Annotated in this window: 18 protein-coding genes; 5 read left to right on the plus strand and 13 right to left on the minus strand. The window is 64.0% G+C overall.

Annotated features, from left to right (window positions below; genetic code table 11):
- Positions 1-4 precede the first annotated feature (4 nt).
- Positions 5-595, minus strand: coding sequence for an NAD(P)H-dependent oxidoreductase (locus ACIPZ8_RS10650; protein ID WP_400722415.1), 591 nt, complete (start codon positions 593-595; stop codon positions 5-7).
- A 167-nt stretch (positions 596-762) separates the two neighbouring features.
- Here ACIPZ8_RS10650 and ACIPZ8_RS10655 point away from each other — a divergent pair, with 167 nt between their 5' ends.
- Positions 763-1,077, plus strand: coding sequence for a putative quinol monooxygenase (locus ACIPZ8_RS10655; RefSeq protein WP_110639467.1), 315 nt, complete (start codon positions 763-765; stop codon positions 1,075-1,077).
- Here the strand turns inward: ACIPZ8_RS10655 and ACIPZ8_RS10660 are convergent.
- Positions 1,067-1,831, minus strand: coding sequence for a sulfite exporter TauE/SafE family protein (locus tag ACIPZ8_RS10660; RefSeq protein ID WP_400722478.1), 765 nt, complete (start codon positions 1,829-1,831; stop codon positions 1,067-1,069). The genes ACIPZ8_RS10655 and ACIPZ8_RS10660 overlap by 11 nt on opposite strands.
- 78 nt (positions 1,832-1,909) lie before the next feature.
- On the opposite strand from ACIPZ8_RS10660, the gene ACIPZ8_RS10665 reads away from it, so the two are divergent.
- The gene (locus ACIPZ8_RS10665) at positions 1,910-2,794 is read left to right on the plus strand and encodes a LysR substrate-binding domain-containing protein (RefSeq protein WP_400722418.1); all 885 of its coding nucleotides are present in this window, start codon (positions 1,910-1,912) and stop codon (positions 2,792-2,794) included.
- Positions 2,795-2,816: 22 nt separating this feature from the next.
- On the opposite strand, the gene ACIPZ8_RS10670 is transcribed toward ACIPZ8_RS10665, so the two are convergent.
- The 3 genes from ACIPZ8_RS10670 to ACIPZ8_RS10680 all read right to left on the minus strand — a co-directional run bounded on the left by ACIPZ8_RS10670 (position 2,817) and on the right by ACIPZ8_RS10680 (position 3,897).
- Positions 2,817-3,224, minus strand: coding sequence for a type II toxin-antitoxin system HicB family antitoxin (locus tag ACIPZ8_RS10670; protein WP_400722421.1), 408 nt, complete (start codon positions 3,222-3,224; stop codon positions 2,817-2,819).
- Complete coding sequence (locus ACIPZ8_RS10675; RefSeq protein WP_400722424.1) at positions 3,221-3,448, minus strand: type II toxin-antitoxin system HicA family toxin; 228 nt, start codon at positions 3,446-3,448, stop codon at positions 3,221-3,223. Before ACIPZ8_RS10675 ends, ACIPZ8_RS10670 begins: the two co-directional genes overlap by 4 nt.
- A gap of 173 nt (positions 3,449-3,621) precedes the next feature.
- Positions 3,622-3,897 (minus strand): metal/formaldehyde-sensitive transcriptional repressor, encoded by a 276-nt coding sequence (locus ACIPZ8_RS10680; RefSeq protein ID WP_400722427.1) that lies wholly within the window; start codon positions 3,895-3,897, stop codon positions 3,622-3,624.
- A 70-nt stretch (positions 3,898-3,967) separates the two neighbouring features.
- Between ACIPZ8_RS10680 and dmeF the strand changes: the two genes are divergently transcribed.
- A complete protein-coding gene (gene dmeF, locus ACIPZ8_RS10685) occupies positions 3,968-4,906 on the plus strand; it encodes a CDF family Co(II)/Ni(II) efflux transporter DmeF (protein ID WP_400722430.1) in 939 nt (312 codons plus the stop codon).
- A 96-nt stretch (positions 4,907-5,002) separates the two neighbouring features.
- Complete coding sequence (locus tag ACIPZ8_RS10690) at positions 5,003-5,347, plus strand: cupin domain-containing protein (protein ID WP_003258412.1); 345 nt, start codon at positions 5,003-5,005, stop codon at positions 5,345-5,347.
- A gap of 87 nt (positions 5,348-5,434) precedes the next feature.
- Here the strand turns inward: ACIPZ8_RS10690 and mmsB are convergent, their stop codons facing one another.
- Together mmsB and ACIPZ8_RS10700 are read right to left on the minus strand one after the other, a co-directional pair.
- The gene (gene mmsB, locus ACIPZ8_RS10695) at positions 5,435-6,325 is read right to left on the minus strand and encodes a 3-hydroxyisobutyrate dehydrogenase (RefSeq protein WP_400722433.1); all 891 of its coding nucleotides are present in this window, start codon (positions 6,323-6,325) and stop codon (positions 5,435-5,437) included.
- Positions 6,326-6,335: 10 nt separating this feature from the next.
- The gene (locus ACIPZ8_RS10700; protein ID WP_400722436.1) at positions 6,336-7,862 is read right to left on the minus strand and encodes a CoA-acylating methylmalonate-semialdehyde dehydrogenase; all 1,527 of its coding nucleotides are present in this window, start codon (positions 7,860-7,862) and stop codon (positions 6,336-6,338) included.
- Between the two features lie 132 nt (positions 7,863-7,994).
- Here ACIPZ8_RS10700 and ACIPZ8_RS10705 point away from each other — a divergent pair, with 132 nt between their 5' ends.
- Complete coding sequence (locus ACIPZ8_RS10705) at positions 7,995-8,945, plus strand: LysR family transcriptional regulator (RefSeq protein WP_400722439.1); 951 nt, start codon at positions 7,995-7,997, stop codon at positions 8,943-8,945.
- Positions 8,946-9,093: 148 nt separating this feature from the next.
- On the opposite strand, the gene ACIPZ8_RS10710 is transcribed toward ACIPZ8_RS10705, so the two are convergent.
- From ACIPZ8_RS10710 to recC, 6 genes are all read right to left on the minus strand, one after another.
- Complete coding sequence (locus ACIPZ8_RS10710) at positions 9,094-9,585, minus strand: OmpA family protein (protein WP_400722442.1); 492 nt, start codon at positions 9,583-9,585, stop codon at positions 9,094-9,096.
- Positions 9,586-9,588: 3 nt separating this feature from the next.
- Positions 9,589-10,869: a diguanylate cyclase domain-containing protein gene (locus ACIPZ8_RS10715; protein ID WP_400722445.1), complete on the minus strand. Its 1,281-nt coding sequence runs from the start codon at positions 10,867-10,869 to the stop codon at positions 9,589-9,591.
- A complete protein-coding gene (locus tag ACIPZ8_RS10720; RefSeq protein ID WP_400722448.1) occupies positions 10,866-11,432 on the minus strand; it encodes a YfiR family protein in 567 nt (188 codons plus the stop codon). The genes ACIPZ8_RS10715 and ACIPZ8_RS10720 overlap by 4 nt, the downstream gene beginning before the upstream one ends.
- Before the next feature lie 71 nt (positions 11,433-11,503).
- Positions 11,504-13,579, minus strand: coding sequence for an exodeoxyribonuclease V subunit alpha (recD, locus tag ACIPZ8_RS10725; RefSeq protein WP_400722451.1), 2,076 nt, complete (start codon positions 13,577-13,579; stop codon positions 11,504-11,506).
- Positions 13,576-17,247, minus strand: coding sequence for an exodeoxyribonuclease V subunit beta (gene recB / locus ACIPZ8_RS10730; RefSeq protein ID WP_400722453.1), 3,672 nt, complete (start codon positions 17,245-17,247; stop codon positions 13,576-13,578). Before recB ends, recD begins: the two co-directional genes overlap by 4 nt.
- Entirely contained in the window at positions 17,244-20,708 is a 3,465-nt protein-coding gene (gene recC / locus ACIPZ8_RS10735; protein ID WP_400722455.1) for an exodeoxyribonuclease V subunit gamma, read from the minus strand. The genes recB and recC overlap by 4 nt, the downstream gene beginning before the upstream one ends.
- Positions 20,709-20,877: the final 169 nt, after the last annotated feature.

The raw sequence follows: 20,877 nt of genomic DNA on the forward strand, positions 1-20,877 counted from the left end.
GCGATTAGATCGCCTTGCCAAAGACCTTGTCCAGATGCGCGGCATAAGCCGCCAGCGCCGCCGGCACGTCCGGGCGCTTCATCACATCCACCGCCAGGAAGGTTGGCAAGCCGCTCATGCCGAGGAACTGGTTGGCCTTGTGGAACGGGAAGTACACCGCATCCACTCCTTTGCCCTCGAAGAAGTCGCTCGGGTCATCGAACGCCTGCTGCGGGGCGTTCCAGGTCAGCGACAGCATGTACTGCTTGCCGTGCACCAGGCCACCGCTGCCGTATTTCTGCGAGTGGTCGGAACGGGTACGGCCATCATTGGCGTAAAGGCTGCCGTGGCCGGCGGTGAAGACGTCGTCGATGTATTTCTTCACGGTCCACGGTGCGCCCATCCACCAGCCCGGCATCTGGTAGATGATCACGTCGGCCCAGAGGAATTTCTCCACTTCGGCCTGGGCGTCGTAGCCACCGTCGATGAAGGTCTGCTGCACGTCGTAACCGGCGCGGTCGAGATGGGCAAGCGCAGCGTCGTGCAGGGTCTGGTTGAGGCGGCCGTCGGAATGGGCGAACTGTTTGCCACCGTTGAGCAGAAGGATCTTTTTCATGCTGGGCCTCCCGGGCCGAGTCAAAAATTCAGGGCCGCAGGTTAGAGGCTCGCAGGCGCGGGATACAGCAGGCGCGGGGCAAAAAACAATTGACCTGAAGTCAAGAATGCTCGAAGTATTATTGCCGTAGAATCGTTTCACCCCCCTATTTTAGTGAGAACCGATCCATGAGCGAGCAGCACGCATTCATCCTCAAGGCCAAGACCCGTCCGGAAATGGCCGAAGCGTTCGAAACCCTGTTCCGCGCCTACGTCGAACCAAGCCGCCAGGAACCCGGCTGCATCGAATACCACATGCTGCGCGACCAGCAGGACCCGAGCCTGTTCGTGTTCTATGAGGTGTGGGCCGACAAGGCTGCGCTGGATGTGCACTCGGCACTGCCGCACATGGTCGCGTTCTTCGAAAAGCGCATGGACTATCTGGAGCGCGATTTCGACATCCAGCCGATCGTGATGCTCAGCGCCTCGTCCGCTAACCGTTGATCAGCAGATGGCCGCCCAGCGCGGCCAGGCCAATGAAGAAGCAGCGCTTGAACAGCGCTGCGCTGATGCGCTGGCGCAGCCACTGGCCAGCAAGCATGCCCAGCAATGCCGGTGCCAGCATCAGCAGTGATGCACCCAATGCCTTGCCACCCAAGGCATCCTGGCCCGCCAGGCCAACGGCCAGCGCCAAGGTCGAAACGGTGAACGACAGGCCCAGCGCCTGAATCATCTCGTCACGATTCAGGCCTAGGCTCTGCAGGTAGGGCACCGCTGGCATCACGAAGACACCCGTGGCCGCAGTGACCACACCGGTCACCAGCCCGCAGACCGGCCCCAACCACCCTTCCCGCTGCGGCGCCACTCGCAGGGCGGGGCCTGCCAGCCCGTACAGCGCATAGATCACCAGCGCCGCCCCCAGTGCATGCACCGCCCACGGCCCGCTGTCGATACCCAGCCAGACACTGCCAAGCAATGTTCCAACGAAGATCATCGCCAGCATCGGCCCGAGCCTGCGCAGCAGTGCAGGCAGATGCCCACCGGCCGCGAGTTGCCAGAGGTTGGTAAGCGTCGAAGGCACGATCAACAGCGCCGCAGCCTGCGCCGGTGGCATAGCCAGCCCCAGCAGGCCCATGGCGACAGTCGGCAGGCCGAGACCGATTACCCCCTTTACGGCCCCCGCCAAGAGGAAGGTGATGACCACCAGCAATGACAAAGCCGGGCCGATGTTCTGGTAAAAGGCGATCAAGGTATCCATGGCCGCCATGATGGCGCCCTGCGGTTGGACTGAAAATCTGCCATATACTCAGCCAGACTCTTGCCAGGACAGAGGCAGATGCATTTCGACCTGATCGACCTCCGGCTTTTCCAGCACACCGCCGAATGCGGCAACATCACCGCCGGAGCCCGCCGCAGCCATCTTTCGCTGCCAGCTGCCAGTGCACGTATACGCGCGATGGAAGCGTCGCTCGGTACGCCGTTGCTCGAGCGCAACCGCCGCGGCGTGCAGCCGACGCCCGCCGGGCAGGCGCTGCTGCAACATGCGCGGCTGATCGGCCAGCAGGTCGAGCGCCTGCAGTTCGACCTCGCCCACTATGCGCGCGGCCAGCAAGGCCAGGTGCGGCTGCTGTGCAACACAGCGGCGCTGACCGAGTACCTGCCGGAGTTGCTGGCCAGCTACCTTGCCGACAACCCCGGGATCAGCATCGATGTGCAGGAGTTGCCGAGCCTGCGCATCGTGCAATCGATCACCCAGGGCATGGCTGATCTGGGCATCATTTCCACCGCCGCGCCCAGCGCCCATCTGCAGACCTTGCCCTTTCGCGATGATCCGCTGGTGCTGGTGACACCCCTGGATCATCCCCTCGCCGCAGAGCCCGCCCCGAGCTTTGTCGACTGCCTTGCCCATGGCCATGTCGGGCTGGGAGTGAACAGTGCCCTGGCGTTGTACCTGGAAGAACAGGCCCTGCGCGAAGGCCACCGCATGCAGGTACGGGTGCGGGCCGAAGGGTTTGACGGGGTGATTCGCATGGTCGCCGGTGGTGCCGGTATCGGCGTGGTACCGCTGGCATCGGTGCAGCGCTGGAAGGGCGTGTTGCCGATGCACTGGGTGGCGCTGCGAGAGGACTGGGCCAACCGGCGGTTGCTGTTGTGTGCCCAGGATTTTGCCGGGTTACCGGGCTATGCGGCGGGGTTGGTCGAGCGATTGATGCATGCCTGAACGTCCAACATCGCCTCGTGGTTCAGTGCGCGAGCGCCAACTCTCGCAGTGCGGCCGAGGCGAGAAATCCGGAACGGGAGGCATATCGATGATCGCGCTTCACTTTTTCATCGATCCGCTGCAGCAGGTTTTCCGGCAGTGTTGCGTTGAACCGCACAGCCTTCCCCAGATACGGCGTTATATCGAAATCAACAACAGCCCAGACCCCACCGGAAAAATCGGGATTCGCCACATGGACATCGACTTCCTGCGCTTGCGGTAGCGCTTCGTTATCAGCAACCAAGCCTTCGAAATGAAGCGCCAGCGCCTCCTGAACGTTCTCCAGCGCTTGAGCGACACTCTCTCCGGCAGAGAAGCAGCCTGGAACATCGGGAACGGTCACGCCGTAGTCCGAATCGGCGTCCTTGTGCAATACGACCGGAAATTTCATTGCGCGTCTCCACTGATGTTCGCGCTGACGAAGCCACTGGACTGCTTCAAGCCAGCTTGTTTCAAGATGCTGTGTACGGTGCCTTTAGGCAGATCGCTCTTGGGATGAGGAACTGTCACCCTCCCCTTCTTGAACGGATGCCTGAACTGGTGATGGCTGCCCTTCACCTCGACTTCATGCCACCCATCCGCCTCAATGAGCTGGATCACTTCACGACTGCGCATTCACCCTTCCTTCGGCAGTCGATGTGTATGATACACACCAAATTGACCAAAACGAAGCGCAGCACACACTATGCACACTTCCGGCGACCAGCGGATGGTTCTGATCACCCAGCAGGCTTCAACTTATAGCTCTGTAGGAAACCTACACTCCTACCGTATACCCCCAGGGGGTATCACTTCAGATAAGACCGCAACAACGCCGCCACCTTGTCCGCCTCTTCCTGCCGTTCCTCGGCGCTCAGCCCTTCCGCCACCAAGTGTTCGCGGATGTGCCCTTCCATCACCTCGGCCATCAGCCCGTTCACCGCGCCGCGTACGGCGGCGATCTGCTGGAGGATCGCCAGGCAGTCCTTGTCCTGCTCCAGCGCGGTCTCCAGAGCTGAGGCCTGGCCTTTGATCTTGCGCACGCGGGTCAGCAGCTGCTTCTTGCTCTTGATCGTATGTGCCATATGCTTTCACACCATGCTAGGTATACTGGGGTATAGTATATTTCTCGACATTCCGGGAGCATGATAAACCATGGCGACACAAACCTCTGGCCGCTGGCAGCACAGCCACCAGTTCCACACCAGCAACCTCGGCGCCGAGCGCAAGACACGCCTGGCCGTGTGGCTGACGGCAGTCATGATGGTGGCGGAAATCGCCGGTGGCTGGTTCTTCAACTCCATGGCCCTGCTCGCCGACGGCTGGCACATGAGCTCCCATGCCCTGGCCCTGGGGCTGTCGCTGCTGGCCTACGCTGCGGCGCGTCGCTATGCCAAGGATCAGCGCTTCGCTTTCGGCACCTGGAAGATCGAGATCCTTGGCGGCTACTCCAGCGCCTTGCTGCTGCTCGGCGTGGCCGGGCTGATGGCCTTCCAGTCGGCCGAGCGCCTGCTGACGCCGGGGCCGATCCACTATGACGAGGCGATCTTCATTGCGGTGATCGGCCTGGCCGTGAACCTGATCTGCGCCTGGCTGCTGCGTGACGACCACGATCATCACCACCACGGTCATGGCCATGACCATCATCACGATCACGGCCATCACCACCACGACCTGAACCTGCGCTCGGCCTACCTGCATGTGATCGCAGATGCCGCCACCTCGGTGCTGGCGATCGTCGCCCTGCTGGCCGGCAAGTTCTGGGGCGCCAGCTGGCTCGACCCGGTGATGGGCCTGGTCGGGGCTGTGCTGGTGGCGCTCTGGGCCCGCAGTCTGCTGCGCGATACTGGCCGCGTCCTGCTGGATGCCGAGATGGATGCGCCAGTCGTCGAAGAGATTCGCGAGGTGGTCGCCGAACTGCCGGTGCCCGCCACCATCACCGACCTGCACGTGTGGCGCGTAGGCAAGGACCAGTACGCCTGCATCCTCAGCCTGGCCACCGAGGCCGCACTGAGCGCCGATAGCGTGCGCCAGGCGCTGGGCGTGCATGAGGAACTGGCCCACATCACCGTCGAGGTCAACGCCCTGGCATAGCGCGGGCAGGCAGCTGGACGTCGAGCCCAGGCAACTGCGGCTCGGCGGATGGCCCTATGGTGACGAGTCATTCAGCCAGTCACCAGGAGTTGTGCCATGTCCGATTTCATCACCGTCCTGCGCGAAACCTGCCCGACGCCGGTCGTGGACGCCACCAAGTGGAAGCGCATCGGCGGCGATCCGCACACCGTCAACCTCAACGCCTACCTGTCGGCCGACGGCAGCAAGATCATGGGCACCTGGATCTGCACCCCAGGCAAGTTCGAGGTCAACTACGAGAAGTGGGAGTTCTGCCACTTCCTCGATGGCTACTGCATCATCACCCCGGAAGGCGAAGAGCCGAAGCACCTGAAAGCAGGTGATGTGTTCGTGATCGAACCGGGAATGAAAGGCACCTGGGAAGTGGTCGAGACCGTGCGCAAGTATTTCGTCTTCGCCTGATAAAAAACATCGCAGGAAGGGTGCCCTTCCCTCTGGTGCGCAGTTACAGAGGGAAGGCCGCCCGGCCCGCGATGAAGTCCTCGCTCGTCAATCCTTCTTGCGGTAACCCTCGACGATCGCCGAGAAGTCCTTGCCGCCGTCGCCACGCAGGCTCATGGCCTGGTACAGCTGCTGGGCCACGGCGCCGAGGATCACCGGCTGGTGAGCCTGGCGTGCCGCCTCGGTGGCCAGCCCCAGGTCCTTGAGCATCAGTTCGGCGCCAAACCCACCGGTATACCCACGCGAGGCAGGTGCAGTCTCGATGATGCCCGGCCACGGGTTGTAGGTATCGGAACTCCAGCAACGCCCGGTCGAGCTGTTGATGATCCCTGCCAGCACCTTGGTGTCGATGCCCAGCGCATTGCCCAGGGCCATGGCCTCGGACACGCCGATCATCGAGATGCCCAGCAGCAGGTTGTTGCAGATCTTGGCGATCTGCCCGGTACCGACCTCACCGCAATGCACGATGTTGCGGCCCATCTGCTCCAGCACCGGCTTGAACGTGGCGAACAGCCCGGCGCTGGCGCCGACCATGAAGGTCAGCGTGCCCGCCGCCGCGCCGCCGGTACCACCGGACACCGGCGCATCGCCCATGTCCACCCCTTTGGCCGCAGCGGCCTTGGACACATCACGTGCGGTCTGCGGGTCGATGGTGCTGCAGTCCAGGGTCGGCGTGCCAGGGCGGATGCCCGCCAGCACACCGTCGTCTTCGTTGAGGTACACGGCGCGCACATGGGCCGCCGCCGGCAGCATGGTGATCACCAGCTCGCTGCTGGCCGCCGCGTCCCGGGGCGAAGCGCTGACCTGCCCGCCCAGCTCGGCGAGCTCGGCCAGCACGGTCTTGTTCAGGTCGAACAGGTTCAGCTGGTGCCCGGCCTTGATCAGGTTGCGGGCCATGGGCGCGCCCATGTTGCCCAGGCCGATGAATGCGATACGCATAGCGAACTCCTTAGCGCAGGCTGATGGTGGTGTTCACACCGTCGTTGACGCTGTCGTCATCGAACCAGCGGGCGGTGACGGTCTTGGTCTGAGTGTAGAACTGCACCACTTGCTTGCCGTACGGACCGAGGTCGCCGAGCTTGGAGCCGCGCGAGCCGGTGAAGCTGAAGAACGGTACCGGTACCGGGATCGGGATATTGATACCGACCTGGCCGATGTCGATCTCGCTCTGGAACTTGCGCGCCGCCGCGCCGCTCTGGGTGAACAGGCCGGTGCCATTGCCGAACGGGTTGGCGTTGACCAGGGCGATGGCTTCGTCGAGGGTGTCGACTTCCAGGGTCACCAGCACCGGGCCGAAGATTTCCTGGGTGTACACCTGCATGTCGGTCTTCACCCCGGAGAACAGGGTCGGGCCGACGAAGTTGCCTTGCTCGTAGCCCGGCACCTTCACACCACGGCCATCGAGTTCGAGCTTGGCGCCTTCCTGGATGCCGCTTTCGATCAGGCCCAGCACCCGCTCCTTGGCGCGCTTGGAAACCACCGGGCCGACATCGGTGCCCGGCTCGCAACCGGCATTGACCTTGAGCTTGCTAGCCGCCTCCTTGATATCCGGCAGCCAGTCACGTGCCTTGCCTACCAGCACCGCCACCGAGGTGGCCATGCAGCGCTGGCCCGCCGCGCCGAAGGCGGCGCCGACCAGGGCGTTGACGGTTTGCGTGCGGTTGGCGTCAGGCAGCACCACGGCGTGGTTCTTCGCGCCCATCATCGACTGCACGCGCTTGCCGTGCTGGCTGGCCAGGTTGTACACGTGGGTGCCGACTTCGGTGGAGCCGACGAAGGAAATCGCCTTGATGTCCTGGTGGGTGCAGATCGCATCCACCACCTGCTTGCCGCCGTGCACCACGTTCAGCACCCCGGCCGGCACGCCGGCTTCCAGCGCCAGCTCGACCAGCAGCATGGTCGACAGCGGGTCCTGTTCGGAAGGCTTGAGGACGAAGGTGTTGCCGCAGACGATGGCCATCGGGAACATCCACAGCGGGATCATCGCCGGGAAGTTGAACGGGGTGATGCCAGCGCACACACCGATCGGCTGGCGCAGGGTGTAGGTGTCCACGCCACCGGCGACGTTCTCGGCAAACTCGCCCATCTGCAGGGTGCCGATGGAAGCCGCATGCTCGACCACTTCCAGGCCGCGGAAGATGTCGCCTTCGGCGTCGGCGAGGGTCTTGCCCTGCTCAGCGCTGAGTACCTGGGCAATGCGTTTGGTGTGTTCGCGGATCAGCGCCTGCAGCTTGAGCATGATGCGCATGCGTGCCCCGATCGGGGTGTCACGCCAGGTCTTGAAGGCGCGCTGGCCAGCGGCCACGGCGGCATCCACTTCTTCGACGGTGGCGAACGGTACCCGCGCCAGCACCTCTTGGGTAGCCGGGTTGACGATATCGCGCCATTCGCTGGTTTTCGACTCGACCCACAGGCCGTCGATCAGCAGCTTGACCTGTTCGACCTTGGTCTTGTCAGGGGATTGTGGTGCGTTCATCTGCGTTCTCCTTGGAATTATTGTCAGGACGAGATCGCCAGCGCCGGGCAAAGACGAGGTGGCGCCTTGGGGCTTTTTTCGAGTATAGATGTGCAAACATCCAACAAGAACGCACAAAAAAACCGGATCAACATGCAAAAAGACCTGACCTCCCTCAGTGCGCTGAACTGGGACGACCTGAAGTTCTTCCTCGAAGTGGCGCGTACCCGCAAGGCCAGCAGCGCGGCCAAGCGCCTGGCCGTCGACTACACCACGGTGTCGCGGCGCATCAGCTCGCTGGAGGGGGCGCTGGGCACGCTGCTGTTCGAGAAGTCACGCACCAACGGCTTCGTCCTGACCGCCGAGGGGCAGCGCCTGCTGAGCTACGCGGAGTCGATCGAGAGCACCTTGCACATGGCCTGCGAGCAGGTCTCCGGCTCCGGCGTGGCGCTGTCGGGGCATGTGCGCATGGGCTGTACCGAGGGCTTCGGCAGCTTCTTCGTTACCCCGCAATTGAGCCATTTCGTCGATGCCTACCCGGCGATCTCGGTGGATATCCTGCCGCTGCCGCACTTCATCAGCCTGTCCAAACGCGAGGCAGACATCGTCATTGCCCTGGAACGGCCGGAGCATGGGCCTTATGTGTGCTGCAAGCTGTGTGACTACCGGTTGCGGTTGTATGCGACCCAGGATTACCTCGACAGCCATGCGCCGATCCGCCAGGTCAGCGACCTGGTGAGCCACCCGTTCATCAGCTATGTCGACGACCTCGCGTTCAGCTCGGAGCTGCTGTACCTGGCCAACCTGATTCCCAATGCCAATGCGCATTTGCGCAGCACCAGCGTCATAGCCCAGTACACGGCGGCGCTGCAGGGGCGTGGGTTGGCGATCTTGCCGTGCTTCCTGGCGGCGCAGGATGCGCGGCTGGTGACGGTGTTGCCGGAGGAGATCGAGGTGACGCGGCAATTCTGGATGTATTGCCGGGAGGATTTGAGGAAGTTGAAGCGGATCACCCTGTTGTGGGATTACATCCGTGGGGTGACTGAGGCGAATGCGCCGTTGTTGATGGGTGAGACACGCGAGATGCGCTTTGCAGAGGATTGATGGAGGTATTTATGTGTTCGCCACAGCATTTCCGGCGCCTATGAGATCGAGCGCCGCCCGCGCGGCGCTCGATCTCATAGGCGATGAAAGCCCAAAGGCAGGCACCTACCAGCCACACCGCGCTACCTTCTTAGCAGCTAGGCCTATATCAATAAGATGCCACCACAATCGACACCCGGCGGTTCTCGGTCCGCCCCGCACTGGTGCGGTTGTCCGCCACCGGCTGCGTGCTACCCAGCCCACGGGTATGTATGTTCTGCGCCAGCATGCCAACGTCGATCAACGCCTTGGCCACGCTCTGCGCGCGCCGTTCGGACAGCTGCTGGTTGTACGCCGCCTTGCCCGAGGCATCGGCATGACCATCGACCCGCACGCGCTGAATGCCCACGCTCAGCAAGGCCTTGCCAACTCGCTCGACGATCGTCTGACTCGGGCCATTGAGGCTGTCCAGGTCGCTGCCGAACAGCACCTTGCCCGACAGGTCGAACGCCCAGCCCTCGTCGGTGGGGGCAAAACCTTCGCGCTTGAGCACGGCAATCTGCTCGGCGGTCAAGCCTTTGGGCGGCGTGCTCTGGCACCCTGTCAGCGCCAGCATAGCCAGCAACATCACGACGAACGAAAAACGCAAACGCTGTATCACGGTTCAACTCCTGTTCCTGAAATCGGCGGCGGACCGTTCCGTCTGCGCCGCTTGCCACTGGCCACGGCGCTTGCGCTTGGCCTGGTACATCGCCGCATCTGCAGCATTGAGGAGACTGGCAGGGTCACTGCCGTCATCCGGGTAATAGGCGATGCCGACACTGAGCGACGTGGTGAGTCTTTCGCCGCCCTCGAGCAACATCGGCAGCTGCATGCTGGCGATGATCTTCTCGGCGATACGTTCGGCGTCCTCGCGAGTGTGCAGCGGGGTCAACAGCACGGCGAACTCGTCACCACCCAGGCGGGCCACCAGGTCGTGCTCGCGCAGCTGCGCGCGCACGCGGTCGGCAACGTTGATCAGCACTTCGTCGCCCACGGCATGGCCGAGGCTGTCGTTGATCTGCTTGAAGTGGTCACTGTCGAGGAACAGCAACGCCAAATGGTCCTGCTGCCGTGCAGCGTTGCGCAGGCTGCGGCTGAGGCGGCCCTCGAAGAACGCGCGGTTGGGCAGGCCGGTGAGGCTGTCGTGGCTGGCCTGGTGAGCCAGGGTCGCGTTCTCGTTCTGCAGGTGGCTGTGCCAGACCTCCAGCTCATCGAGCAACGCGTTGAAGTCGTTGCCCAACTCGTTGAGCTCGGCAATGGGCGCTTCCGGCACCCGGCGGTCGAAACTGCGTTCGCGACGGGCGGCATGGGCGACGCTGGCCAGGCCGCGCAGCGGGCGGACGATATCGCCGAGCATGCGCTGCGACAGGTACAAGGCAACGAAGGCACTGAGGATCGTGCAGAACAGGATGCCGCCAAGGCCGCTGAGCAGGAACAGCAGCAGGCTGCGACCCTGACCGATCAGCTCGATATGCCCGACCTTCTGTTGCTGGTGCAGGATTGGCAGGTTGATCGGCTCACCCAGCAAGGCCGTCGCCACCTGCGCCTCCAGGTGCCCAAGCACGCCCTCATCACGGCGCTGCCAATGCGCCAGTTGCTCGCCGTCGTTGTTGAAGACCTTGGCATCCGCCACTTCTTCCGTCTTGGCGATCAGTTCCAGCGCCTCATTGGCCGCAGCGCTGTCGTCGAATACCACAGCGGCTTCGACGGTGTAGTTGATCGAACGGGCAATCAGGTGGAGGTTGTGGTTGGCGTATACACGCAGGGCCAATACGCCGAGCAAGGTCAGCGAAATACCGACCAGGCCCACCGCCAGCAGGGCCACGCTGAGGTGGCCACGGCCGAGCACCGAGCGCAAGGTCGGGCGCACGCCGTGCTTCTTGCTCATGGCGGCGCGCTTCATGGCACAGCTCCGCGACGCCGTGACAGCTGCAACACGCTGGGGTGGATTCGCACGCCGGAACGCGCCACGGAGTCCAGGTTGACCTCAAAGGCGACTTGCTGATCGCTCACCCGCAGGCAGAACAGGCTACCGACCGTGCACGGGTCGTCGGCTTCGCTGATGCTGAGTACCGGGTGGCCACTGACGGCCTGGAACAGGCGGTCACGCTGGGCATCGTCGAGCTTGCCGATGTACACGGCGTCACAGGCCTGGGCGACCTGCCGGTCATCAGCCAGCAGGCGGCGTACCTGCAAGGGTTGGCCAGAGTTCTGCACGCTGCCCTTGATCAGGTCGTCGGCGTATTCGGTGGGGCCGACCAGGCAAAGGCGCAAGGGCACTGGCTCGGTCGGCCAGCGCGCATAGCTGAGGATCCCTAGCACCACCTGGGTGACCGCCCTGGCACGTTGCTGGGCCTGTGCGGCGGTGGCCGAACCGTCCGCCTGGGCAGGGCCGGCCAATAGCGACAGGCCAACTAGCAGCAGCGAAAGCGCACAGCCTGTCAACCGCTCCCTGGCGCCTGTCATGTGAGAATTCTCTCAAAAAGCCTGTCTGAGTCGGCGCAACGATAGCACAACGCTGGCTCTCTGTAGGAGCGTCAGGCCTGCTCGAGCATCAGGCCGGAAATACGCCGTACCTTGCGCAGTACCGCTTCCTCGAAAATGCCCTGGCGCGGCTCGATCAGACTGAAGCAATGCTTGGCCCGGGTGATGCCGGTGTACACCAGTTCCTTGGTAAGCACCGGGTTGAGTGCATCCGGCAGCACCAGCGCGGTGTGGCTGAATTCGGAGCCCTGGGACTTGTGTACGGTCATGGCGTAAACGGTTTCCACCTCGTTGAGGCGGCTAGGCAGGACGAAGCGCACCCCACCACTGCCGTCGTTGCGTGGGAAGGCCACACGCAGCAGCGCTTCACCGTGCTCGTCTGGCAGGCGCAGGGCGATGCCGATGTCACCGTTCATCAAGCCCAAGCCATAGTCGTTGCGCGTGACCAATACCGGGCGGCCTTCATACCACGCCTGCCGGCTGTCGATCAGCCCGGCATTGTGCAGCACCCGCGCCACCCGCTCGTTGAGGCCTTCTACCCCCCAGGCCCCCTTGCGCACGGCGCACAGCAACTGGAAGTCTTCGAAACTGTGCAGCACCTTGGCGGCCCACTGTTCCCAGTGTGGATCGTCGAACCCAGTACCCGGTGCCGGGCGATAGCGGCCAATGGCACGCAGGTAGCTGCGATAGCCCTGTGGTCCTTCATTACCGCGGTTGAGGCCGTCGAGAATCAGCCGGTCGAAGGCCCGATCCTGCTCGCCGCGCAGCGCCAGGCCGAACACGTCCGCTGGCGGCATGCTCAGCAGGTCGCGTGCCGCCTGGGCCTCCTGACGGTTGACCAGGCGCGCCAGCTGGCCGATGCCGCTGCCCTCACCAAAACGCCGCGAGAAACGCAGCATCACCACTTGCTGGGCCAGCGGATTGTGTTGTGCATCGCCGGCTTTCAGACCACTGGCAGCCAGCGATTGGCCACCGATCTGTTCCAGCCAGGCCTGGGTCGCGGGCGAATAGCAGCCCTCTTCGGCATCCCGGCACAGGTCACCGAGCACAGCGCCAGCCTCGACCGAGGCCAACTGGTCCTTGTCCCCCAGCAGAACCAGCCGCGCCTTGGGCGGCATAGCCTGCAGCAGGTTGGCCATCATCTCCAGGTCGATCATCGACGCTTCGTCGACCACCAACACATCCAGCGGCAACGGGTTGCCGGCGTGATGACGGAAGTGCCGCGAGCCGGGGCGGCTGCCGAGCAGGCGGTGCACGGTGCTGACGTCGGTGGGGATCTGCCCGCGCACTTCGGCGCTCACCTGCAACCGCTCGACCTGCTGGCCGATGGATTCGGTCAGGCGTGCGGCGGCCTTGCCGGTCGGCGCGGCCAGGCGAATGCGCAGCGGCCTGCCCTGCTCTACCGCTGGCGCCTGCAGCAGCGCCAGCAAGCGCACCACGGTGGTGGTCTTGCCGGTGCCGGGGCCTCCCGTGATGATGCTGAAGCCTGCGCGGGTGGCCAGGGCGCAGGCGAGTTTCTGCCAGTCCACCTGGCCAGCCAGGGCGCCTTCGTCGAACAGCTGCGCCAGGCGCGCGGGCAGGTCGGCCGGGGCCGCTTCGTCCTGGCTCAGGCGTTGGCGCAAGGTCTGGTCGATCTGTCGCTCGTAGCTCCAGTAGCGACGCAAGTACAGGCGCTGGCCGCTGAGCACCAGCGGGCGCGCCTGCTGGCCCGGCGTATCGCCGGCGGCCACCAGCGGGCTGGCGGCAATGCGCTGCAGCCAGGTGGGCAAGCCGAGGTTGGCCAGCAACTGCGAGGGCAACAGCAACGGGCCGGTCAGGGCATCGCCTTCCGGCGGCAGCGACAGCGCGAAATCAGGCTCGGCGAGGGTCTGTTGCAGGTCGAGGCAGACATGCCCGTGGCCCAGCTGGTGGCTGGCCAGGGCTGCCGCCAGCAGGAGCAGCGGGTCACTGCCAGGGGCGCGCTCCTCAAGAAAACTGACGAACGCCCGGTCAAGCGCACGCAGCCAGCCCCGCTCGACCCAGCGATCGAGCAACTGCACGAGGTCCGCGCTGTTGTGCTGGGGGGCCAGGGCCAGCAGATGCTCAGCGTGCAGTGGCGTAGGCAAGAGATCGTCAAGGGTTCGGCTCATGTCACGGCTCCGGCAAACAGGTCCTGCTGCTCGGGCGCGTGCACGCCACGGAACAGCGCGTCGAGGGCCTCGATCAGCTCGCGTGATGGCTTGGCGAAGTACACACCGTGGCCACTGCGGCTGGCGCCGCGCAGGAAGATGAACAGGGCTCCGCCGACATGGCGGTCGTAATCGTAATCAGGCAGCCGTGCGCGCAACTGGCGATGCAGGGCCAGCAAGTAGAGCACGTACTGCAGGTCGTAGCGGTGTTCGAGGATGGCTTTTTCCATGGCCTGGGTGTCATAGGCCTGGATATCCGGGCCGAGCCAGTTGGACTTGTAGTCGGCCACGTAATAGCGCCCATCGAGCTCGTAGGCCAGGTCGATGAAACCTTTGAACATGCCATTGAGCACGGTCGGCTGCGCAGCCGGGCGTGCCGTACCGGGGTGGGTATGCCGGGCCACCAGGCGGTCGAGTTGCTCGGCGTCGACATTGTGGCTGGCGAACCAGAACTCCATCTCGATCTGGTAATGCTGCAACTGCGCGAGCGTCAACTGCGCAGCGCCGGCCGGCAGGGGCTCGTCGAGCAGGCGCTGCAGCCACTGGCTGAGTGTCGGGATCCAGCCGGCCCAGTCGCGGCGGTTGCAACGCTGGCCAACGGTACGCTCGATGAGCTTGGGGTTGCCGGCGACTTCGCCAAAGCCTTCACGGCCAGCCCACTCCAGCAGCCCATGGAGGAAGGTGCCCGGGTTGGGGCCACGGGGGAAGCGATGGATGTCGCCACCGTCGGCAGGCACTTCGCGGATCAGCTGGGTATCGGCCACTTCGTCATCGAGCAGTTGCTGGGCCTGAGAGCTGTCGGTGCCGAGGGTCTGTTCGCCAACGCGCAAGGCACTGTAGGACGCAATCCACCAATGTTCGGCGGCGGCGCGGCGTGGCTTGCGTGCGGGTAACAGTTCGTGTTCGGCCTGGGACGCACGGTAGCGCTCATCGCCGGCCTCCGGCAGAGCCGGGCAGGCAATATGCTCGCAGCCTGCCAGCAAGCCCTGCAGGCACACCTTGAGGTGCTCCGAGCCAGGCAGGGCCAGACCGCCACCGAGCAGGTAGCCCAGCGCCGAGCGGTGCAGCTGCGAGCTCTTCTGGTTGCCGCGCTTGAGGTCGGCGACACCCAGCCAGCAGGCATGCTGGGCACGCGTCAGGGCCACATAGAGCAGGCGCAGGTCTTCGGCCAGGCGCTCCTCGTCGGCCAGGGCGATCTGCGCGGCATCGGGGGTCAGCGTCAGTTGTGCATTGCCCAGGCTGTCGTGCCAGGCCAGTGGCAGGCGGCTGCCGTCCACCGGTTTGCTGGTGCAGATGAACGGCAGGTAGACCAAGGGGTATTCCAGGCCCTTGGACTTGTGGATAGTCACCACCTTGACCAGCTGCTCGTCGCTTTCCAGGCGCAGGATCTGCTCTTCGCCCGCCTGGCCGGCGTTGGCCAGGTGCTCGGCCAGGTGGCGGATCAACGCCTGTTCACCGTCCAGCTCGCCGGCTGCCTGCTGCAGCAATTCGGCCAGGTGCAGCAGGTTGGTCAGTACGCGTTCACCATCCGTGCGGCCGATCAGCATGCGCGGCAGCTCGAAGTCGTGCAACAGGTGCCGCAGCATGGGCAGTACACCCTGGCGCTGCCAGATTTCGCGGTAGCGGCGCAAGCGCATGACCCAGCCTTCCCACACCCGCTCGTCCTGGTTCAGCTGATCCAGTTCGGCCAGCGACAGCTCCAGGGTCAGGCTGGCCAGGGCGGCCTTGAGCAGGCGCTCGGAATCCGGTTCGGCGCAGGCCTTGAGCCAGGCCAGCAAGTCATGGGCCTCCTGGGCGGCAAATACCGAGTCCTTGTCGGACAGGTACACGCTGCGCACATCGCGGGCGGCAAGCTCACTGCGCACCAGCTGCGCTTCATGGCCATCTCGCACCAGGATGGCGATGTCCGAGGGCTGGCACGGGCGCAGTTCGCCCTGATCATCGCTGAAACCGGTCACCCCACGCTGGCCGCCGTTCAACACGGCAACGATATGGCTCGCGCAGCTGGCTGCCAGCTGCTGCCGGTAAAGCGTGCTGGATACCGGCTCTTCACTCTGCAGCTGCCAGCATTGCAGTGCCGCACACGCCTCGCCGTCGATCAGCAGGCGTTCGCGGCGGCCCTTGGCGCGGACCTCGACAAACGGCAATGGGTTATCGTCGGCTTCGCGGAACAGGAAGGCGCCCTTGCCCTGTTCGCGCGCTTCGGCCTGCAGGAACACCTGGTTGACTGCCGCGACCATCGCCTGGCTGGAGCGGTAGTTGGTGTCCAGGCTGTGCAGCCGGCCGGCGGTGGCACGCCGGGCCGACAGGTAGGTGTAGATGTCGGCGCCACGGAAGGCGTAGATCGCCTGCTTGGGGTCGCCAATCATGAATAGGCCGGTTTCCGGGTGGTTCTCGCTGATGCGATAGATGCTTTCGAAGATGCCGTACTGGACCGGGTCGGTGTCCTGGAACTCGTCGATCAAGGCCACCGGGAACTGCTCACGGATCAGCGCCGCCAACCGTTCACCCGACTCCGTGCCCAACGCATGCTGCAGCCGTAGCAGCATGTCGTCGAAGCCCATTTCGGCACGCCGGCGCTTTTCCACTTCAAAGCGTGCCGCAACCCAGGCCGCAGCGTGTTCGAGCAAACGCGCCTCCGGGCTGACCAGGGCTTGCAGCTGTTGCTGCAGATTCTGCATGGCATGAAAGGCCGGGTGGTCGGGCGGATCACCGGTCTTCCAGGCTTCGGCCATCCCGGCCGGGGTCAGGCGGGTAAAGCCGGTACCCAGGTCGAGCTCCACCTCTTGTTCATCAATGGCCCAGATACGCAGTTTCTCGAACCAGGGCTCGAAGAAGCGCGCCTGCAGTTTGCGGCCATCGGCCTGTTTCGCGGCCACGGCGTCGCGGCAGATCTGCTGCAGTTCGTCCGCCCATTGCGCCCACGGTGCCTTGAGTTGGCGCAACTGCTCGACCCGCTGTTGCAACGCGGCATCGATCAGCGCTTGCGGTTCCGCTTCGTCCTGCTGTGCACGCACACGGCCGAACAGCGGGCGGATGCGCGGCAGCAGGGCATCGGGGCTGACCCAATGGCTGCGCACCCAGTTCAGCGCTTCGCCGTGCATGCCATAGCAGAAGCGCCGCCAGTAATCGCGCATGACCTGGCCGAGCAGGTCGCTGTGGTCGGTTTCCAGGCTCTGGGTAAACAGGCTGCCGCTGTCGAAGGCATGCTCACGGAGCATGCGCTGGCACCAGCCATGGATGGTCGACACCGCCGCTTCATCCATCCACTGCACAGCGACTTCCAGGCGATTGGCGCAGCGTGCCCAGTGTTCTTCGGCATAGTCGTCACGCAGCTGATGCAGCAGCGGGTCGCCACCGTCCAGCTCGCCGCGGAAGAACCGCGCCGCCTCGGCAAGGCGGGTGCGGATACGCTCGCGCAACTCCTTGGTGGCGGCATCGGTGAAGGTCACCACCAGAATCTGCGGCGGCAGCAGTTCGCGGCCAAAGCCTTGCTCACCACCGTGGCCGAGAATCAGGCGCAAGTACAGTGCGGAAATGGTGAATGTCTTGCCCGTGCCAGCGCTGGCTTCGATCAGCTGGCTGCCATGCAGGGGAAAACTCAGTGCCAGGGGGCGGGCCTGGGTCATGCTTCACTCTCCGGATTGCCCTGGGCTTGCCAGGCGGCGCTGAACAGGGGGCGGTACAAGGTTTCACACCAGCCTTCAAAGGTTTCGTCGGCGCTGAGTGCGGCGAAATCGCGGAACTGTCGGGCCAGGGCAACACTTTCGCTGCGCTCGCCGAAACTGGTACGGCCATCGCCCTCGTAGGCACGGGTGGCGGCTGCCAAAGCCTTTTCCGGATCTTCCTGAGCCAGCCAGGCAAAGGCGGTCTTGGCAGCGACAGGCAGCGGAGCATTCATCGCGGCCTGACGCGCTACCAGCAAGTGGCCCAGTTGTTCGGCAGCCTGAGCCTGTGGCAAAGGGCCGAGCAGCAGGGTGATGTCACTGGCCAGCAATGCGCTGTGCAGGGGATAACCGGCGGCGCAGGCAGCCAGGTGCATCACCCAGCTGGCAATCAGGCGGTGCCACTTTAAGTTGTTGCGCCCGGCGCTGATGGTGTTGGGCACTGTGGTGATGCTCAACAGGCTGTGGTCGTCGGCCTGGTAGACCCGGCCCAACCAGCCCTCAAGACGGTGGTTGGCGTGCTCGAAGTGAATCGGCAGCGCGCCGTCGACCACCGTTGGCCAGCGCTGCAACAGTTGGCGATGACGTTGCAGCAGATCGGGCAGTGGCTGGATCAGTTCGGCTTGCAGCAGTTCGCCGAAACCCGCCAGGGGCAGCAAGCCGCAGGCTTGCAGGCGGCGGGCCTGGGCCTGCAGCGCTCGTTCGGCATTGTCAGGGTCGCCAAGGGCAGCGCCCAACAGGCTTTCGCTGGCGCTGTAGCGCTGCAAGGCATCGAGGACGAATGGCTCTTCGTCTGGTGTGGGTGCTTCCAGGGCTTCAAAGAACACTTTCAGGCGCTGGCTGAAGAAATGCCGGACTGGGTGACGCAAGAAATCCTGCAACTGGGTCAGCGTCAGTGCTTCATCGCTGACATAAGGTGGCAGGCCGGGATCGGGCTGCTCGTCGTCGGTCGTTTGCTGATGCAGCAATTGCCACTCATGGGCATAGCTGAACAGCGCGCTGCCCTTCTGGAAATAGCGCGCACTGAAAGGCTGTAGCGGGTGCTCCTGGGTCAAGGCGTGGAGCAGTTGTTCGCCCTCGGCATCGCCCTTGAGGCGCCAACCAGCAGCCAGGTGATCGCGCAACTGGCCGATCAGCACCGAGGCCGGTCGCTCACTGTTATCACGGATGCTGCGGCCCACCCAGCTGATGTAGAGCTGGTCACGTGCCGACAGCAGTGCTTCGAGCAGCAGGTAACGGTCGTCCTCGCGGCGTGAACGATCACCGGGGCGGTAGTCGCTGGCCATCAGGTCGAAGTCCAGCGGCGGCTGGGCACGCGGGTAGTCGCCATCGTTCATGCCCAGCAGACAGACGACGCGGAAAGGAATTGCCCGCATCGGCATCAAGGTGCAGAAGTTCACCGAACCGGCGAGAAAACGCTGGGACAGCTTGCCTTCGTCGAGGCCCGACAGCCAGGCCTCACGGATCACCGTGAGTGGCAACTGGTCTTGCAGACCTACGGTTTCACAGACTTCCAGCCAGCTGTCGCGCAATTCCTGCAGCTGCATCAAAAGATATTCGTCGTGCTCCTCCTCGGCGAGGAAGAACACTTGCAGCAAAGCGTTGAGACGTTCGCCCCACTCGCTGGCAGTGGCAGGCTGGGACAAGGCCTGGTTGGCCACTTCCAGGGCATCGAGCAGCGCGACCAAGGGGCCGATCAAGGCGGCATCCAGGCCGCCGATTTCATCGTAGGGTTCGATCCCGTCGCAGCCCTCCCCCACGCCCACCGCGTAACCCAGCAGCATGCGCCGCAGACCGAAGCGCCAACTGTTCTGTTCCAGGCCCTGGGGCAACCCGAAGGTGGCACGCTGGTCGGCGTTCAACCCCCAGCGAATGCCCGCGCCTTCGATCCAGCGGTGCAGGGTGGGCAAGTCACTTTCGCGGATGCCGAAACGCCCGCGGACCGCCGGTACGTCGAGCAGGTCGAGCACTTCGCTGACCGCAAAGCGGCTGTCCGGGAGCTTGAGCAGGTGTTCCAGGGCAATCAGCAGGGGGTCACGGCCACGCTGGCCCTGGTCGGTCAGGGTGAACGGAATGTAGCGTGGGTCGTTGCGCAGCAGTTGGCCGAACACCGCACGGATATGCGGCGCGTAAGTGTCGATTGCCGGGAGCATGACGATGACGTCACGTGGGCGCAGTGTGGGGTCGGCACTGAAGCGGGCCAGCAACTGGTCGTGCAGGATTTCCACCTCGCGCTGCGGACTGTGCGCCACGTGGAAACGCACCGAACGGTCCTTGGCCAGGTCAACTTCGGGCCACAGCTCACGGGTTTCGGTGAGCGGGCGCAACTCGAGAATATCGTCCTGCAACTGGTTCAGCAGCGTGGTGGGCTGAGCTTCGCTAAACAGGTCGATACGGCCGTCGCTGAATACACCTTGATAGCTGCCAGGGTCGTCATAGCTGTCCAGCAGATTGATGTAGTCGCGGCCTTGCTTGCCCCAGGCAGCCAGTAGTGGGTGGGCGTGTTGATGCAGCGACTCGTCGTCCAGCTGCAGGGGCATGCCTTGCTTGCGCTGCTGGCGCTTGTACTGGTGGCGTAGCAGGTCTTTGTCGGCAACGATGTCGGCCCAATGGTGACGGCAAGGGTTGTGAACGCAGAGCAATACCTGACTGAAACGGGCCAGACCGGCAAGTGCCTCCAATGCCTGGGCAGGCAAGGACGAAATACCGAACACGATTACCCGCGAAGGGAGCCCGTGGGGTGCCGTTTCCAGGCTGTTGATGCGTTCGATGAAGCGCTGGTGCACCCCTGCCCGGCTCTGCGCCATGCCCTGTTCACCGACATCCTCAAGCAATGCTCGCCACAGTTCGGCCTGCCAGCGGTTACCTTGAGCGAGCGGCTTTCGCTCACCACGAGCGGTATTGAGGATATGCTCGCCGGCTGCCCAGTCCTTGAGCCAGTCGGCGCGGTAGACCTGGTATTGGTCGAACAGGTCGGCCAGGCGCTCGGCCAGCTGATAGCGCTTGCGCAGGTCACTGTCATCGGTGAGGAAGCGGCGCAGCGGTTCGAAATGTGGGCGCTCGATCAGCGCAGGTAGCAGGCGCATCAGGCGCCAGGTCAGCGGTGCCTTGTCGAGCAGCGACACTTCAGGGATCTCGTCGCGTCCGAGCACCTTGCGATACAACTGCCACATGAAGCTTCCAGGCAGTTGCACATCGATGGCAGCAGCAATACCGCAACCACCCATGTCATCGTCCTGTGGGTCCTCGGCAAGGGCCAGCTTGAGCCATTGGGCAATGCCATTGCTCTGTACCAGGGCGATTTCGTTTTCCAGCGGTGCCAGCGGATAGCGGCGCATCCAACTCACCACCAGGCTGCGCAGGTCGTCCAGGCGGTTGCCATGGACGATCATGAAACCGGGCTGCAGCGAGGTGGTGTTGGGCATGGAGAAGTCCCTGGAAAGAGAATGGGGAACGATATCACGGCTGGCTGCCGATACTGCCCCAAGTAAAAGCCAGAAAAGACAAAACCCCTACCTGCATGCGCAGATAGGGGTTTTGCGAAATGAATCTTGACGATGACCTACTCTCACATGGGGAAACCCCACACTACCA

The organism is Pseudomonas sp. NPDC089422 (assembly GCF_044749405.1).
Classification (GTDB): Bacteria; Pseudomonadota; Gammaproteobacteria; order Pseudomonadales; family Pseudomonadaceae; genus Aquipseudomonas.

Bases quoted from the DNA above. Each gene is read 5' to 3' on its own strand.
- ACIPZ8_RS10650 (WP_400722415.1), bottom strand. From the start codon at position 595: ATGAAAAAGATCCTTCTGCTCAACGGTGGCAAACAGTTCGCCCATTCC.
- ACIPZ8_RS10655 (WP_110639467.1), top strand. From the start codon at position 763: ATGAGCGAGCAGCACGCATTCATCCTCAAGGCCAAGACCCGTCCGGAA.
- ACIPZ8_RS10660 (WP_400722478.1), bottom strand. From the start codon at position 1,831: ATGGATACCTTGATCGCCTTTTACCAGAACATCGGCCCGGCTTTGTCA.
- ACIPZ8_RS10665 (WP_400722418.1), top strand. From the start codon at position 1,910: ATGCATTTCGACCTGATCGACCTCCGGCTTTTCCAGCACACCGCCGAA.
- ACIPZ8_RS10670 (WP_400722421.1), bottom strand. From the start codon at position 3,224: ATGAAATTTCCGGTCGTATTGCACAAGGACGCCGATTCGGACTACGGC.
- ACIPZ8_RS10675 (WP_400722424.1), bottom strand. From the start codon at position 3,448: ATGCGCAGTCGTGAAGTGATCCAGCTCATTGAGGCGGATGGGTGGCAT.
- ACIPZ8_RS10680 (WP_400722427.1), bottom strand. From the start codon at position 3,897: ATGGCACATACGATCAAGAGCAAGAAGCAGCTGCTGACCCGCGTGCGC.
- dmeF (WP_400722430.1), top strand. From the start codon at position 3,968: ATGGCGACACAAACCTCTGGCCGCTGGCAGCACAGCCACCAGTTCCAC.
- ACIPZ8_RS10690 (WP_003258412.1), top strand. From the start codon at position 5,003: ATGTCCGATTTCATCACCGTCCTGCGCGAAACCTGCCCGACGCCGGTC.
- mmsB (WP_400722433.1), bottom strand. From the start codon at position 6,325: ATGCGTATCGCATTCATCGGCCTGGGCAACATGGGCGCGCCCATGGCC.
- ACIPZ8_RS10700 (WP_400722436.1), bottom strand. From the start codon at position 7,862: ATGAACGCACCACAATCCCCTGACAAGACCAAGGTCGAACAGGTCAAG.
- ACIPZ8_RS10705 (WP_400722439.1), top strand. From the start codon at position 7,995: ATGCAAAAAGACCTGACCTCCCTCAGTGCGCTGAACTGGGACGACCTG.
- ACIPZ8_RS10715 (WP_400722445.1), bottom strand. From the start codon at position 10,869: ATGAAGCGCGCCGCCATGAGCAAGAAGCACGGCGTGCGCCCGACCTTG.
- ACIPZ8_RS10720 (WP_400722448.1), bottom strand. From the start codon at position 11,432: ATGACAGGCGCCAGGGAGCGGTTGACAGGCTGTGCGCTTTCGCTGCTG.
- recD (WP_400722451.1), bottom strand. From the start codon at position 13,579: ATGAGCCGAACCCTTGACGATCTCTTGCCTACGCCACTGCACGCTGAG.
- recB (WP_400722453.1), bottom strand. From the start codon at position 17,247: ATGACCCAGGCCCGCCCCCTGGCACTGAGTTTTCCCCTGCATGGCAGC.
- recC (WP_400722455.1), bottom strand. From the start codon at position 20,708: ATGCCCAACACCACCTCGCTGCAGCCCGGTTTCATGATCGTCCATGGC.